This window comes from Pseudomonas sp. M30-35 (assembly GCF_002163625.1).
Lineage (GTDB): Bacteria > Pseudomonadota > Gammaproteobacteria > Pseudomonadales > Pseudomonadaceae > Aquipseudomonas.
Genome location: NZ_CP020892.1, coordinates 4,765,786 through 4,779,832 on the forward strand (window position 1 = coordinate 4,765,786; position 14,047 = coordinate 4,779,832).

Here is a 14,047-nt window from a genome sequence, read left to right on the forward strand (position 1 = left end):
CCAATGCTCAAAAGCCCCGACTGCTAAAAGCGGTCGGGGCCTGGTATTACGGTTGTTGCTTAGCCATGCTGCTGCTTGAAGCGCTGACGCCAGGCATGCAGCAAAGGCTCGGTATAGCCGCTCGGTTGTTCTCGCCCCTTGAACACCAGGTCACTCGCGGCTAAATACGCCGCAGACTGAGCAAACTCTGGCGCCATCGGCCGGTATAACGAATCGCCAGCATTCTGTTGGTCAACCACCGCCGCCATGCGCTGCAAACTCGCTTCAACCTGCTGCGGGCTGACAATACCGTGACGCAACCAATTGGCGATGTGTTGGCTGGAAATACGCAAAGTTGCGCGATCTTCCATCAAGCCAACGTTGTGAATATCCGGTACTTTCGAGCAACCAACACCTTGTTCAACCCAACGAACAACATAGCCGAGAATTCCTTGGCAGTTATTGTCCAGCTCTTGCTGGATATCACTTTCACTCCAGTTTGGTTCAGCCGCAACCGGCACCGTGAGCAAGTCTTTAAGCAGACCATTGCGTTGCGCATTAAGGTCGATCAGCTCCAATTCGCGCTGCACCACTTGCACATCAACTTGATGGTAATGCAGGGCATGTAATACCGCCGCTGTTGGTGAAGGCACCCACGCGGTATTAGCCCCGGCTTTTGGGTGACCGATTTTTTGCACCAGCATGTCGGCCATCAAATCCGGCATTGCCCACATGCCCTTACCGATTTGCGCTTTACCGCGCAGACCACAAGCCAGACCTACCAACACGTTGTTACGTTCGTAGGCTTGAATCCACGGCGTCGACTTCATATCGCCTTTGCGCAGCATCGGCCCAGCTTCCATCGCCGTGTGCATTTCATCGCCAGTGCGATCAAGAAAACCGGTGTTGATAAACGCCACGCGCGAAGAAGCCGCGGCAATACAGGCCTTGAGGTTAACGCTGGTGCGACGCTCCTCATCCATGATGCCCATTTTCAAGGTGTTCTTGGCCATCCCCAGCAAGGACTCGATACGGCTAAATAGCTGATCAGCAAAGGCGACCTCAGCCGGGCCATGCATTTTTGGTTTGACGATATACACACTGCCGGTGCGCGAGTTGCCCTTGCGTTGCAGGTCATGCAGGGCAATCAGGCTGGTCATCACCCCGTCAAGAATTCCCTCGGGAATCTCATTGCCATGGCCGTCGAGAATCGCCGGATTGCTCATTAGATGGCCGACGTTACGCACGAACATCAGCGAGCGACCGTGCAATGTCAGCTCTGCACCCGAACCCGTCTGGTATTTACGATCAGGATTGAGTCGGCGAACAATCTGCTTGCCGCCCTTCTCCAGCGCTTCGCTCAGGTCGCCTTTCATCAAACCGAGCCAGTTGCGATAAATCACAACTTTGTCGTCAGCATCAACAGCTGCAACCGAGTCTTCGCAATCGAGAATGGTCGAAAGCGCCGCTTCAACCAGCAAGTCTTTAACACCTGCAGCATCGGTTTGGCCGATTGGACTGCTCGGGTCAATTTGAATTTCAATGTGCAGGCCATGGTTCCTCAGCAGGACTGCGTTGGGCGCATCGGCTGAGCCCTGCAGGCCAACGAACTGCTCGGGCGCTTTCAAACCAACCGATGAGCCGTCTTGCAAGCCAACTTGCAACTGGCCGCCAACAACGCTGTAGCGCACCGAATCAGCATGCGAGCCGCGGGCTAATGGCGCAGCTTGATCGAGCACGGTACGCGCAAAGGCAATCACCTTGGCGCCTCGCACTTGGTTATAGCCCGGCCCCTTGGTGGCGCCATCAGCCTCGGATATAGCATCAGTGCCGTAGAGCGCGTCATACAACGAGCCCCAGCGCGCATTTGCCGCATTCAATGCGTAGCGCGCATTCATCACCGGCACCACCAGCTGCGGTCCTGCCTGGCTGCTGATTTCAGTGTCTACATCAGTGGTGCTGACGCTGACTGTTTCCGGCTGCGCCTGCAGGTAGCCAATCGACTCTAAAAACGTGCGATAAGCTGGCATGTTGGTGACTGGGCCCGGATTAGCACGGTGCCAGTTATCCAGTTCAACTTGCAGGCGATCGCGTTCAGCCAATAGCTCGCGATTAAGCGGTGCCAGGTCGTGCACCAACGCATCAAAACCTGCCCAGAAAGCCTCGGACTCAATCCCTGTGCCCGGCAGCACTTCATCGTCGACAAAACGCTTGAGGTTGTCAGCTACTTGCAAGCGCTGGCAATTTATCCGGTTAGTCATCTTCACATCTCCATTAATTACGACTGGGCCGACGCGCGGGCCGGGCTCTCAAATCAATTCAAATCAGGCTTTGCACACCCGCTTTAGCCACTTGTGCGTCCTGTTCGGCTTTAACGCCAGAAACACCGATTGCACCGACCACGTGACCATCAATAATCACCGGCACCCCGCCCTCCAGAGAGGTCAACAGCGGTGCCGACAGAAAAGCGTTGCGCCCACCATTGACCATGTCTTCATAACCCTTGGACTCGCGACGTCCCAGCGCCGAGCTACGCGCTTTTTCAGTGGCGATGTAGGCACCAATTGGCGCGCAACCATCAAGACGCTCCAGCGCCAGCGGATGGCCACCGTCATCAACCACGGCAATGCTCACCGCCCACTGGTTTTGCTGAGCCTCGGTACGTGCTGCAGCGATCATTCGGTTAACTTCCTGCTGGCTCAAGATAGCTTTGGTTTGCATGACATAGATCCTAATTAAGGGCTTCTTCAACCAGCTCGATCCAGTGTCTAACTGGCGTGCGTCCTGCACCATCCAAGTGGGTCTGACAGCCAATGTTGGCGGTGACGATGACCTCGGGTTTACCGCTCTCAAGGGCATTCATCTTGTTGTCCCGTAGCTGTTTCGACAGCTGCGGCTGGGTCAATGAATAGGTGCCAGCGGAGCCGCAGCAAAGGTGGCTATCAGGCACGCTGGTGAGGTTGAAGCCAATCCGGCCAAGCACGTTCTCAACGGCACCACCGAGCTTTTGCGCATGCTGCAGTGTGCACGGACAATGGAATGCCAAGCGCATGTCTGAATCAGCGCCGAGCGCTTCAACGGGCTCATCGCGCAACACCTCGACCAAATCTTTGGTGAGCGCACTGACGCGTTCGGCCTTGGCTGCATAAGCTGGATCGTGTTTGAGCATGTGCGCGTAGTCCTTAACGAAGGCGCCACAACCGCTGGCGGTCTGCACTATCGCCTCGGCGCCAGACTCTATGGCTGGCAACCAGGCATCAATGTTGCGCCGGGCGCGGTCAAGGCCAGCGTCCTGCGCATTCAAGTGGTAATCCACCGCGCCGCAGCAACCGGCCTGTTGAATCGGCGTCACGCTGATGCCTAATTTATCCAGCACCCGTGCCGCTGCCGCATTGGTATTCGGCGATAACCCCGGCTGCACGCAGCCTTCGAGCATCAACACCCGGCGAGCATGGGTCACTGCTGGTCGCGTTTTAGCCGGGCGAACTTCACGCGGCAATTTGTGCTTCAAGGTTTCCGGCAACAGCGGACGAAACACCCGCCCAACCTGAGTCAGTGATTTAAACAAAGCCGGACGCGGCGTTAGCAGTCGCAGGCCCTCACGCAACATGCGATCACTGGCTGAGCGCGGCACCGCGGCATCAACTACAGCACGACCGATATCCAGCAGGTTGTGATAGTCAACGCCTGAAGGACAGGTGGTTTCGCAGTTACGACAGGTCAAACAGCGATCCAGGTGTTGCTGGGTCTTAGCCGTGACCTCATGGCCTTCGAGCACTTGCTTGATCAGATAAATACGCCCGCGCGGGCCATCCAGTTCATCACCCAACAATTGATAGGTTGGGCAGGTCGCATTGCAAAATCCGCAATGCACGCACGAGCGCAAAATACTCTCGGCTTCTTCAGCACGCGGCAGACGCTTGGCTTGTTCGCTTAGATTGGTCTGCACAGCTTAAACCTCGGGATACATGCGGCCAGGGTTGAAGATCCCTTGCGGGTCCAGCTGGGTTTTTAACTGACGGTGATAACGCGCCAGAGGTGCACTCAACGGTGGCATCGGGCTGTCGCTTGCGCCCATGGTGAAACAGGTCGCATGGCCGCCAACTTCACTGACAATCTGGCGAATCGACTGGGCATCGCTATCAGACTTCAACCAGCGCTGCGCTCCCCCCCAATCAATCAATTGCTCACCCGGCAGTGCTAACGCGCCGGTGTTGTTCGGTACTGAAATGCGCCACAGTGGTTTTTCACTGCGGAAAAACGGCAGCTGATGTTCATTGAGTTGCTGCCAGTAATCGTCATCCAGCAACTCGCAGCTCAAACGCTCGCGAGCCGAGGCAACCGAACCCTCGCCGCCCTCAAGGCGCAGATGCAGAGCGTTATCGTGATAACTCGCGGCGCTGATCGGAATCGGTTGTTGGCCCCATTCAGCCAGGTTTTTCAGGGCTGTGTTGACATCAACCTCAAAGCGCAGACTGACGCACTCACGCGGCTTGGGCAGTACCTTCAGCGACACTTCGGTGAGCAGCCCAAGGCAACCAAAGCTGCCAGCCATCAACCGTGAAACGTCGTAACCGGCGACGTTTTTCATCACTTCGCCACCAAAGCGCAGATGCTTACCAAAACCGGTGATAACGCGAGTGCCCAGCACTAAATCACGTACCGCACCCGACCACGGCCTGCGTGGACCTGACAAGCCCGCCGCGACCATGCCGCCGACAGTTGCGCCTTCCGCAAAGTGTGGAGGCTCGCAGGTGAGCATCTGACCGGCTTCATCCAGCGCGGCTTGCAAATCAACCAGCGGCGTACCGGCGCGAGCCGTGATCACCAGCTCAGTTGGGTCGTAACTGACAATGCCGCAATGAGCGCGGGTATCGAGCACTTCACCTTCGACCTTGCGGCCCAGAAAAGCTTTGCTGTTAGCCCCTTGAATACGCAGTTTGGTGCCGCTATTGAGGGCCTGATTCACTTGTTCAAGCAGCGCAGTACTGGCGTCTGCATCATGGCGCACAACCATCAAAAACGCTCCAGTTCGGGAAATGGCAATTGACCGTGATGCACGTGCATCGAGCCGAACTCGGCGCAGCGGTGCAAGGTTGGAATGTTCTTGCCCGGATTGAGCAAACCACTGGGGTCAAACGCCGCTTTCACTGCATGGAACAAGGTCAGCTCATCGCTGTTGAACTGCGAACACATCTGATTGATTTTTTCGCGGCCGACGCCGTGTTCGCCAGTGATGCTGCCACCGACCTTGACACACAACTCGAGAATTTTGCCGCCCAGCGCCTCAGCGCGTTCAAGCTCGCCCGGCTGATTGGCATCAAACAGAATGAGCGGATGCATATTGCCGTCACCGGCATGGAATACGTTGGCCACGCGCAGGCCGTACTCTTCGGAAAAATCGGCAATGCCTTTAAGCACTCCAGGCAATTCGCGGCGCGGGATGGTGCCATCCATGCAGTAATAATCCGGCGAGATACGCCCCACTGCCGGGAAAGCATTCTTGCGTCCGGCCCAGAACTTAACCCGCTCGACCTCGTCACGGGCCAGACGCACCTCAGTTGCACCAGCAGCCTCAAGCACCTGCTTGACCCGTTCGCAGTCGGCGTGAACATCGGCTTCAACGCCATCGAGTTCACAGAGCAGGATTGCTTCGGCATCCACCGGGTAACCGGCATGAATAAAGTCTTCGGCGGCGCGAATCGCCAGGTTGTCCATCATCTCCAAGCCGCCGGGAATAATCCCTGCAGCAATGATGTCGCCAACGGCGCGCCCGGCTTTCTCAACCGAGTCGAAGCTGGCCAGCAAGACCTTGGCAACCTGCGGCTTGGGCAACAGCTTGACCGTCACTTCGGTGACAATCCCGAGCATGCCTTCAGAACCGGTAAACAGCGCCAGCAAATCAAAGCCTGGTGAATCCAGAGCATCGCTACCCAAGGTCATACGCTCACCTTCAACGGTGAGGATTTCGACTTTAAGCAGGTTGTGAACGGTTAAGCCATATTTCAAGCAATGCACGCCACCGGCATTTTCGGCGACGTTGCCGCCAATCGAGCAAGCAATTTGCGAAGATGGATCGGGGGCGTAATACAAATCGAAAGGCGCGGCAGCTTGCGAGATTGCCAGGTTTCGCACACCCGGCTGCACGCGAGCGAAGCGCCCCGCCGGATCGATTTCGAGAATTTTGTTGAAGCGCGCCATGACCAGCAGAATGCCCTGCTCTAAAGGCAAAGCGCCGCCAGACAATCCTGTGCCAGCACCGCGTGCGACAACCGGAACCTGGCGCTGATGGCAAATCTTTAGCAGGGTTTCGACTTGTTCAATGTGCTCGGGCAGGACCACCATCATAGGTGTGGTGCGGTACATCGACAGGCCATCGCATTCGTATGGCTTGAGGTCTTCTTCAGTGTGCAGCACGTCGAGATCAGGCAAACGTGCTTGCAGTTCATTCAATAGCGCTGCCTTATCGACCTTAGGCAGTACACCATCGACTCGCTCGTCGTAAACAATGCTCATGGCAGGCTCATTTCAACAGCAGCATTTTTTGTTATTGCCGGTGCACAAAATGCACAGACTCGTTATGCAGCCATGTTTAAGCCTCTACAAACTTAGCGTCTAGCACTAAGACAACTGGTACGACCAGTTTGTTAGCGGTAGGTCTTATTGATCTCACCCTATAAACCCCACAATCATTGAGCATTGGGTATATATTGATCAGACCTTGAACAACAATTAAAAACTGGTCCTACCAGTGACCAAGGACGCAAATGCCTATAGAAACCACGACTGCCCGGCGCCAGGTTTGCGATGTGGTTGCCGAACGAATTGAACGTCTTATCGTTGATGGCGTGCTTAAGGTTGGCCAGCCGCTGCCTTCGGAACGACGCCTGTGCGAGAAGCTCGGTATCTCCCGCTCAGCCCTGCGTGAAGGGCTGAAGGTATTGCGCGGGCGCGGCATCATCGACACCGCTCAAGGCCGCGACTCACGTGTGGCGCAACTTACCGGCACCCGTGATGCCAGCCCGCTGATGCACTTGTTCAGCTCACAACCGCGCACCCTGTTTGATCTGCTGGAAGTGCGTGGCCTGCTTGAGGCTGAATCGGCGCGCTTGGCCGCCCTGCGCGGCACCGATGCAGATTTTGTGTTGCTGACCCGGCGTTATGAAGAAATGCTCGCCGCGCACAGCGACACCCGCGAAATTGATGCCCGCGAACATGCACGGCTCGACCATGCGTTCCACATCGCCATTTGCGAGGCATCGCACAACCCGGTGCTGCTGCACACCCTGCAATCGCTGACTGACCTGATGCTTAACTCGGTGTTTGCTTCGGTCAATAACCTCTACCACCGCCCGCTGCAAAAACGCCAGATCGACCGCCAACATTCACGGCTGTATCACGCGGTAATCGAGCGCCTGCCAGAGCAAGCGCAACGCGCCGCACGCGAACATATCCACAGCATCCGTGACAACCTGCAAGACATTGAGCTTGAAGAGCAACGTCTCGTGCGCGCGACCATGCGCCTTGAGGGCTGGGCATGAATAAACAGCGTGATAAACTCGCGCACCTCAAAAACACTGGTGAATCAACCTCGTGCCTTCAGCTGCGCTAGCCCACCCACCACGCTGGTTTACCGCCAGCCAACTTCAGCCTTCGCCAAGTGACCAGGTGCACGACTGGTTGTTTGTTAATCAGGACTCGCTGACTCAGCGCCTGACAACCTTGTCTGCGGACAATTTCAGTGTGACGCCACTCAGCGAAGGCTGGCAGCGCATGCGCAACGATGAGTGCGCAGCATTGGGTGTTGCCGATGGCAGCCAAGGCTGGGTGCGCGAGGTGTATTTGCGCGGCCACGGTGAGCCTTGGGTATTCGCCCGCAGTGTCAGCGCGCGCAGTGCACTTGAAGGCTCTGGGCTGGCATTGGCCCAACTCGGCACCCGCTCACTCGGTGAATTATTGTTCAGTGATCACGCCTTTGATCGCGGTGAACTGCACGCCTGTCATTACCCGGGCGCATGCTTGCCGAAAGAGGTGCGTGCAGAGCGGCTGTGGGCCCGACGCTCATGTTTTAGCCGGGGCAAGCTGGCGATTTTAGTCGCTGAAGTTTTTTTGCCAGCGTTCTGGGCGGCAACGCAAATCGAACGGTAAGTCAGTCGGGCATACTGCCCGTATAATCCGCGCAACTGCCACGGAGAAAGCGCTCGATGTATACCCGCCTGTTGCAATCCCTCAACCGCCTGCACCCGCGCTGCTGGGACTTTATTCAGCTAACGCGTATGGACAAGCCAATCGGCATCTACTTGCTGCTCTGGCCAACCCTGTGGGCGCTGTGGGTCGCGGCTGAAGGCGTGCCGAGCCTGAAGAACCTGTTTATTTTCGTCCTTGGCGTCATATTGATGCGCGCCGCTGGCTGCGTGATTAATGACTACGCTGACCGCAACTTCGACGGCCACGTCAAGCGCACCAAACAACGGCCACTGGCGAGCGGCAAAATCAAACCGCGTGAGGCGCTGATCTTCTTTGCAGTGCTGGTCGCGCTGAGTTTTATTCTGGTGCTGTTTACCAACGCAGCCACCATCTGGCTGTCATTTGGCGGCGTCGCACTCGCGGCGTGCTACCCGTTTATGAAGCGCTATACCTTCTACCCGCAGGTGGTGCTGGGTGCAGCGTTTTCATGGGGTATGCCGATGGCATTCACCGCAGAAACCGGCAGCGTGCCCGCCGAAGCCTGGCTGCTGTATATCGCCAACCTGCTGTGGACGGTCGCTTATGACACCTACTACGCAATGGCTGATCGCGACGACGATTTAAAGATCGGAGTTAAATCGACCGCTATTCTGTTTGGTGAGGCCGATCGCATCATCATCGTCACGCTGCAAGGCTTGGCTTTGCTGTGCTTGTTAATGGCAGCGGCACGCTTCGACCTTGGCATTTATTTCCACCTGGGATTGCTGGGCGCGGCAGGCTGTTTTGCCTGGGAGTTCTGGAGTACCCGCGAGCGTGAACCCATGGCGTGCTTCAAGGCATTTCTGCACAACCATTGGGCCGGGCTGGCAATTTTTATCGGGCTGGTTGCCGATTATGCGTTGCGCGCTGCGCCCGTGCCTGCTTGAGTTAGGAGTGCTGTAAACGGCTGATTTATCGGCGCGCTGCATTTATCTGTCATATGACTGCAATAATTCCGTTATCTAATGCAGCGCATAACAGTTGAACCTACCGAGGCCGTAATCATGGTTGGCAAGAATATCCTGATCGTCGATGACGAAGCTCCGATCCGCGAAATGATTGCGGTCGCTCTGGAGATGGCGGGCTATGAATGCCTGGAAGCTGAAAATACCCAGCAGGCCCATAGCATCATCGTTGACCGTAAACCTGATTTGATTTTGCTCGACTGGATGCTGCCTGGTACATCAGGTATCGAATTGGCGCGACGCCTGAAGCGGGACGAGATGACCGGGGATATTCCGATCATCATGCTCACCGCCAAAGGTGAAGAAGACAACAAGATCCAGGGCCTCGAAGTCGGCGCTGATGACTACATCACCAAGCCGTTTTCGCCACGTGAACTGGTCGCACGCCTCAAAGCCGTGCTGCGCCGCGCAGGGCCAAGTGACAATGAAGGCCCGATCGAAATCGGCGGACTGTTACTTGATCCCGTTAGCCACCGTGTAACAATCGACGGTAAACCCGCAGAAATGGGGCCGACCGAATACCGTTTGCTACAGTTTTTCATGACCCACCAAGAGCGCGCCTACACCCGTGGTCAGTTACTTGATCAAGTCTGGGGCGGCAACGTCTATGTTGAAGAACGCACGGTCGATGTACATATCCGCCGTTTGCGCAAAGCGCTGGGCGAGGTCTACGAAAATCTAGTACAAACCGTACGCGGCACCGGGTACCGTTTTTCCACCAAAAGCTAAACTTGGCTGGATGGATCAACCCACGTCGCCAATTAATGCCTGTTGGCGATAAGCGAAAGGATTGCTTGGCGGATGAGCACTAGGAACTCTCTGAAAAAGGTAGCGAGCGACGGTAGTACAAGGCGCAACGACCAGCGGGAGTAACAGCCAAAGGCTGGCCCGAAGGGCGAGCGCAAGCGAGTCAAAAAATGTGAGAAAGCGGCCGGGGTCGCGCTCGACTTTAGTTGGCCTAAATGAGCATTTTGAGCAGTTTTTTAACACGGTAATATCTAGCGCAGTAGTTTTTCAGAGGTTCCCTAGGTGAATAGAAACTGGCAAGGCGCTGTAGTGCGCCGCCTGCTGTTGCTGGTCAGTGCCTGCTTACTGGTCGGTTTGGTGACGGGCGAATACGCATGGGCATTGGTCATCGGCCTTGCTGGTCACCTTGGCTGGACATTGAGCCAGCTGTTGCGCCTGCACAAGTGGCTGCAAGAGCACAAACCTGACGAGCCGCCCCCCGATGGCTATGGCATGTGGGGTGAAGTTTTCGACAGTATTTATCACCTGCAACGTCGCGACCAAAAGGTTCGTGGGCGCCTGCAGGCGGTGATCGACCGCGTACAGGAATCTACCGCTGCGCTACAAGACGCAGTGATCATGCTCGATAGCAACGGCAATCTGGATTGGTGGAACATCGCCGCCGAAACCTTGTTGGGCCTGAAAACGCCACAGGACAGCGGTCAGCAAATTACCAATCTGGTGCGTGACCCACGCTTTAAAGAATACTTCGAGGGCAATAATTTTCATGAGCCCCTCGACTTGCCGTCACCGCTGACGGATCGACGTCGACTGCAATATCAGATCACCCGTTACGGCAATCATGAACACTTGATGCTAGTGCGCGATGTCACCCGTTTGCATCAACTTGAGCAGATGCGCAAAGACTTCGTCGCCAACGTTTCCCATGAGCTGCGCACACCGCTGACAGTAATCGCCGGTTATTTAGAAACCTTGCTCGACAACGTTGAAGCCGTTAACCCGCGCTGGGTCCGTGCGCTGCAACAGATGCAGCAGCAAGGTGGGCGCATGCAGAACTTGCTCAATGACCTGCTGTTGCTGGCTAAGCTGGAAGCCACGGACTACCCGTCAGACAATCATCCAGTGGCCGTTGATGCGATGCTGCAATCGATCCAGAGCGATGCTCTGGCGCTGTCTGGGGAACGTAAACATGAAATCACCCTGGAAGTGGACCCGCAGCTAAAACTAAAAGGCAGCGAAGCGGAACTGCGCAGCGCGTTTTCCAACCTGGTGTTCAATGCGGTGAAGTACACGCCTGACCAAGGCAAGATTCATATTAGCTGGTGGGTTGATCCCAGCGGCGCCCATCTCTCGGTGCATGACACTGGCCACGGCATCGAAGCCAAACACCTGCCGCGCCTGACCGAACGTTTTTATCGAGTGGACTCCAGCCGCGCCAGCAACACCGGCGGTACAGGGTTGGGCCTGGCCATCGTCAAGCACGTACTGTTGCGCCACCGTGCGTTGCTCGAGATCAGCAGCACTCCGGGCAAGGGCAGTACCTTTACCTGCAATTTCCCGCCCATGCAGGTCGTGCGTCCAAACCTCTAGTGCGCTAGTTTTAGACGCGATCTAAATACCACTCATGGGCTGTAATGTAATTTAGTCTGATAGCAGGCTTGCAAAGCTCAACCTGTGCCCCCAACCTTTAGCGGTCATTAGTTATTTGAACCCTATATGGACCCCTCGACTGGTTACCTTGATACAAGCTACTTTGCCGACTTTGGCCTCATTCTGTTCGCTCTGTTTCTGGTTCTGCTCAACGGCTTCTTCGTTGCCGCAGAATTCGCCATGGTCAAACTGCGCTCGACAAAAGTTGAAACAATCGCTGCCCAACATGGCTGGCGCGGGCATATCCTGCGCACGGTACATAACCAGTTAGATGCCTATCTATCTGCCTGCCAGCTGGGTATCACCCTCGCCTCCCTTGGCCTTGGTTGGGTAGGTGAACCGGCGTTTGCGCACGTACTCGAACCGTTACTGGCAAACGTGGGCATCGAATCACCCAAGCTGGTGAGCGGCATCGCTTTTTTCAGCGCGTTCTTCATCATCTCTTACTTGCACATTGTCGTCGGTGAGCTGGCCCCAAAATCATGGGCGATTCGTAAACCCGAGCTGTTGTCGCTGTGGACAGCTGGGCCGCTCTACCTGTTTTACTGGGCAATGTATCCCGCCATTTTCCTGCTAAACGCCAGCGCCAACGCTATCTTGCGCATCGCGGGCCAAGGTGAGCCGGGCTCACACCACGAGCACCATTACAGCCGTGACGAGCTCAAGCTGATCCTGCACTCGAGCCGCGCCAGCGACCCGAGCGATCAAGACATGCGCGTGCTGGCCTCAGCCGTTGAGCTGGGTGAGTTGGAGGTTGTCGATTGGGCAAACTCGCGTGAAGACCTGGTCTACATCGACCTGAACGCGCCGCTGGATCAAGTATTCAGCGTATTTCGCCGTCATAAGTACAGCCGCTACCCCGTATTCGACGAGGACCAAGGCGAATTTGTTGGCGTGCTGCACATCAAAGACCTGCTGCTGCATTTATCGTTACTGGAAATGCTGCCCTCTGCGCTAAAGGTTGGCGAATTGATGCATCCGCTGGAGCGGGTCGGCCGCCATATGCCGCTGTCCGCCCTGCTGGAGCAGTTTCGCAAGGGTGGCTCACACTTCGCATTGGTCGAAGAAGCAGACGGCAAAGTCATTGGCTACCTAACCATGGAAGACGTACTCGAGGCCCTGGTTGGCGATATTCAAGACGAACACCGCAAAACCGAACGCGGCATCCTCGCCTACCAGCCTGGCAAGCTATTGGTGCGCGGCGACACACCGCTGTTCAAGGTCGAGCGCTTGCTTGGCATTGACCTTGACCATATCGAGGCTGAGACCCTTGCTGGGTTGATCTACGAGACGCTCAAGCGCATGCCGGAAGAGGAAGAAGTACTTGAAGTGGAAGGTCTGCGCATCATCGTCAAAAAGATGAAAGGACCGAAGATCGTTCTGGCGAAAGTGCTGCAGCTGAACGACTCGCAGGAATAGGCTCGATTTGCAGCGCCGACTCAGGCGCTGCATACCCTTGAAGGCAAAGGTTTAATCGCCGCCCACGGCGAAGTTCGGCAAGGTATTCACCGGCTGTGAGAAGTCGAAGGGAATCGACTCCAGCGCCAAGCCTACGTTTCGCTGAATCACAAAGTGCAAGTGCGGGCCGGTGCTGTTGCCGGTATTACCCGATAGCGCCAGCGGTGTGCCGACATTGACGTGAGTGCCCTCAGCAACTTTGACCGAGCCCTTCATCAAGTGCAGGTACACCCCCATGGTGCCGTCTTTGTGCAGAACTCGCACAAAGTTACCCGATGGATTGTTACCACGCCCGGTCTGATGATTCTCTATTTTGACCACCACACCAGAGCGCGCGGCCACGATAGGCGTGCCTTCAGGCATGGCGATATCTAAGGCGTAGCGACCTTTTGGGCCGAAGTGGCTGTACTTGCCGTTAGCGCCCTGACTCAAATTGAACGGACCACCGCGCCAAGGCAACGGATAGTTCTTTTGCGTAGGAATCAGCCGCGGGTCACCCATGGCGTAGCGCAGTTTGGTTTTGTAGTGCAGCGGCTTGCCGGCATCCATCGGCGCCAGCGTGGCCAAACGGATCTTGCTACGCGGCGCGAGAATCCAACTGATTGGCTTCTCAGGAACACCTACGGCGTTCTCGGCATTATTGATGCTCAACTCAATCTGCACCGGTGCATAGAGGTCGTTGCGCACCAACAGGGTTTCACCTGCGGCATGCTTGAGGGTTTCCAGCTTTACCTCGCGGGCGAGGCTCTCAACCATGCGGTCACGAAACACAAACACCTGCGCACCGGCTGCCTTTTGGTCGGTGTAGGTCACCACACCATTGGCATCGGTGTACTTGTAGATTGTGATGGCCGCAGCATCAACGGCCACAGTCATAAAACTGAAGAGAAGTAGTAAGCGCCCTAGCATATCGATTCGGATCTTATGTTTTTCTGATTGTCCGGATTAGGCAGACTAGCAGTAGCGTAAGCGTGGAACGAGATGCTTTGTACGAAGATGTGCACTGTATCTCGACCATAGCC

Annotated in this window: 12 protein-coding genes; 6 read left to right on the forward strand and 6 right to left on the reverse strand. The window is 56.1% G+C overall.

Translation table 11 applies throughout. From position 1 onward, the window contains the following. Positions 1-59 precede the first annotated feature (59 nt). The 5 genes from B9K09_RS21805 to glcD are packed head-to-tail and all read right to left on the reverse strand — an operon-like array spanning position 60 to position 6,495. The gene (locus tag B9K09_RS21805; protein ID WP_087518776.1) at positions 60-2,240 is read right to left on the reverse strand and encodes a malate synthase G; all 2,181 of its coding nucleotides are present in this window, start codon (positions 2,238-2,240) and stop codon (positions 60-62) included. A 58-nt stretch (positions 2,241-2,298) separates the two neighbouring features. Beyond that, positions 2,299-2,700: a heme-binding protein gene (locus tag B9K09_RS21810; RefSeq protein ID WP_087518777.1), complete on the reverse strand. Its 402-nt coding sequence runs from the start codon at positions 2,698-2,700 to the stop codon at positions 2,299-2,301. A gap of 10 nt (positions 2,701-2,710) precedes the next feature. After that, positions 2,711-3,928 (reverse strand): glycolate oxidase subunit GlcF, encoded by a 1,218-nt coding sequence (gene glcF / locus B9K09_RS21815; protein WP_087518778.1) that lies wholly within the window; start codon positions 3,926-3,928, stop codon positions 2,711-2,713. A gap of 3 nt (positions 3,929-3,931) precedes the next feature. Then, complete coding sequence (gene glcE / locus B9K09_RS21820; protein WP_087518779.1) at positions 3,932-4,996, reverse strand: glycolate oxidase subunit GlcE; 1,065 nt, start codon at positions 4,994-4,996, stop codon at positions 3,932-3,934. Then, positions 4,996-6,495 carry a glycolate oxidase subunit GlcD gene (gene glcD, locus B9K09_RS21825; RefSeq protein WP_087518780.1) on the reverse strand — a complete coding sequence of 500 codons (1,500 nt, stop codon included), beginning with the start codon at positions 6,493-6,495 and terminating at the stop codon, positions 4,996-4,998. The genes glcE and glcD overlap by 1 nt, the downstream gene beginning before the upstream one ends. Positions 6,496-6,746: 251 nt before the next feature. Between glcD and glcC the strand changes: the two genes are divergently transcribed. The 6 genes from glcC (at position 6,747) to B9K09_RS21855 (ending at position 12,986) form a co-directional block, all read left to right on the forward strand. After that, on the forward strand, positions 6,747-7,520 hold the full coding sequence (gene glcC, locus B9K09_RS21830) for a transcriptional regulator GlcC (RefSeq protein WP_087518781.1): 774 nt from the start codon (positions 6,747-6,749) through the stop codon (positions 7,518-7,520). 52 nt (positions 7,521-7,572) lie between these two features. Then, a complete protein-coding gene (locus B9K09_RS21835; RefSeq protein WP_087518782.1) occupies positions 7,573-8,127 on the forward strand; it encodes a chorismate lyase in 555 nt (184 codons plus the stop codon). A gap of 56 nt (positions 8,128-8,183) precedes the next feature. Continuing rightward, positions 8,184-9,092: a 4-hydroxybenzoate octaprenyltransferase gene (ubiA, locus tag B9K09_RS21840; RefSeq protein ID WP_087518783.1), complete on the forward strand. Its 909-nt coding sequence runs from the start codon at positions 8,184-8,186 to the stop codon at positions 9,090-9,092. A 117-nt stretch (positions 9,093-9,209) separates the two neighbouring features. Next, on the forward strand, positions 9,210-9,899 hold the full coding sequence (phoB, locus tag B9K09_RS21845) for a phosphate regulon transcriptional regulator PhoB (RefSeq protein WP_087519238.1): 690 nt from the start codon (positions 9,210-9,212) through the stop codon (positions 9,897-9,899). Between the two features lie 300 nt (positions 9,900-10,199). Beyond that, a complete protein-coding gene (gene phoR / locus B9K09_RS21850; RefSeq protein ID WP_087518784.1) occupies positions 10,200-11,507 on the forward strand; it encodes a phosphate regulon sensor histidine kinase PhoR in 1,308 nt (435 codons plus the stop codon). Positions 11,508-11,633: 126 nt separating this feature from the next. Continuing rightward, positions 11,634-12,986: a hemolysin family protein gene (locus B9K09_RS21855; protein WP_087518785.1), complete on the forward strand. Its 1,353-nt coding sequence runs from the start codon at positions 11,634-11,636 to the stop codon at positions 12,984-12,986. Between the two features lie 51 nt (positions 12,987-13,037). On the opposite strand, the gene B9K09_RS21860 is transcribed toward B9K09_RS21855, so the two are convergent. Continuing rightward, positions 13,038-13,934: a peptidoglycan DD-metalloendopeptidase family protein gene (locus B9K09_RS21860; protein WP_087518786.1), complete on the reverse strand. Its 897-nt coding sequence runs from the start codon at positions 13,932-13,934 to the stop codon at positions 13,038-13,040. Between the last annotated feature and the right edge of the window lie 113 nt (positions 13,935-14,047).

What these genes read in the sequence shown, in the direction of transcription:
- B9K09_RS21805 (WP_087518776.1), bottom strand. Translation starts at nt 2,240, where the DNA reads ATGACTAACCGGATAAATTGCCAGCGCTTGCAAGTAGCTGACAACCTC.
- B9K09_RS21810 (WP_087518777.1), bottom strand. Translation starts at nt 2,700, where the DNA reads ATGCAAACCAAAGCTATCTTGAGCCAGCAGGAAGTTAACCGAATGATC.
- glcE (WP_087518779.1), bottom strand. Translation starts at nt 4,996, where the DNA reads ATGGTTGTGCGCCATGATGCAGACGCCAGTACTGCGCTGCTTGAACAA.
- glcD (WP_087518780.1), bottom strand. Translation starts at nt 6,495, where the DNA reads ATGAGCATTGTTTACGACGAGCGAGTCGATGGTGTACTGCCTAAGGTC.
- glcC (WP_087518781.1), top strand. Translation starts at nt 6,747, where the DNA reads ATGCCTATAGAAACCACGACTGCCCGGCGCCAGGTTTGCGATGTGGTT.
- ubiA (WP_087518783.1), top strand. Translation starts at nt 8,184, where the DNA reads ATGTATACCCGCCTGTTGCAATCCCTCAACCGCCTGCACCCGCGCTGC.
- phoB (WP_087519238.1), top strand. Translation starts at nt 9,210, where the DNA reads ATGGTTGGCAAGAATATCCTGATCGTCGATGACGAAGCTCCGATCCGC.
- B9K09_RS21855 (WP_087518785.1), top strand. Translation starts at nt 11,634, where the DNA reads ATGGACCCCTCGACTGGTTACCTTGATACAAGCTACTTTGCCGACTTT.
- B9K09_RS21860 (WP_087518786.1), bottom strand. Translation starts at nt 13,934, where the DNA reads ATGCTAGGGCGCTTACTACTTCTCTTCAGTTTTATGACTGTGGCCGTT.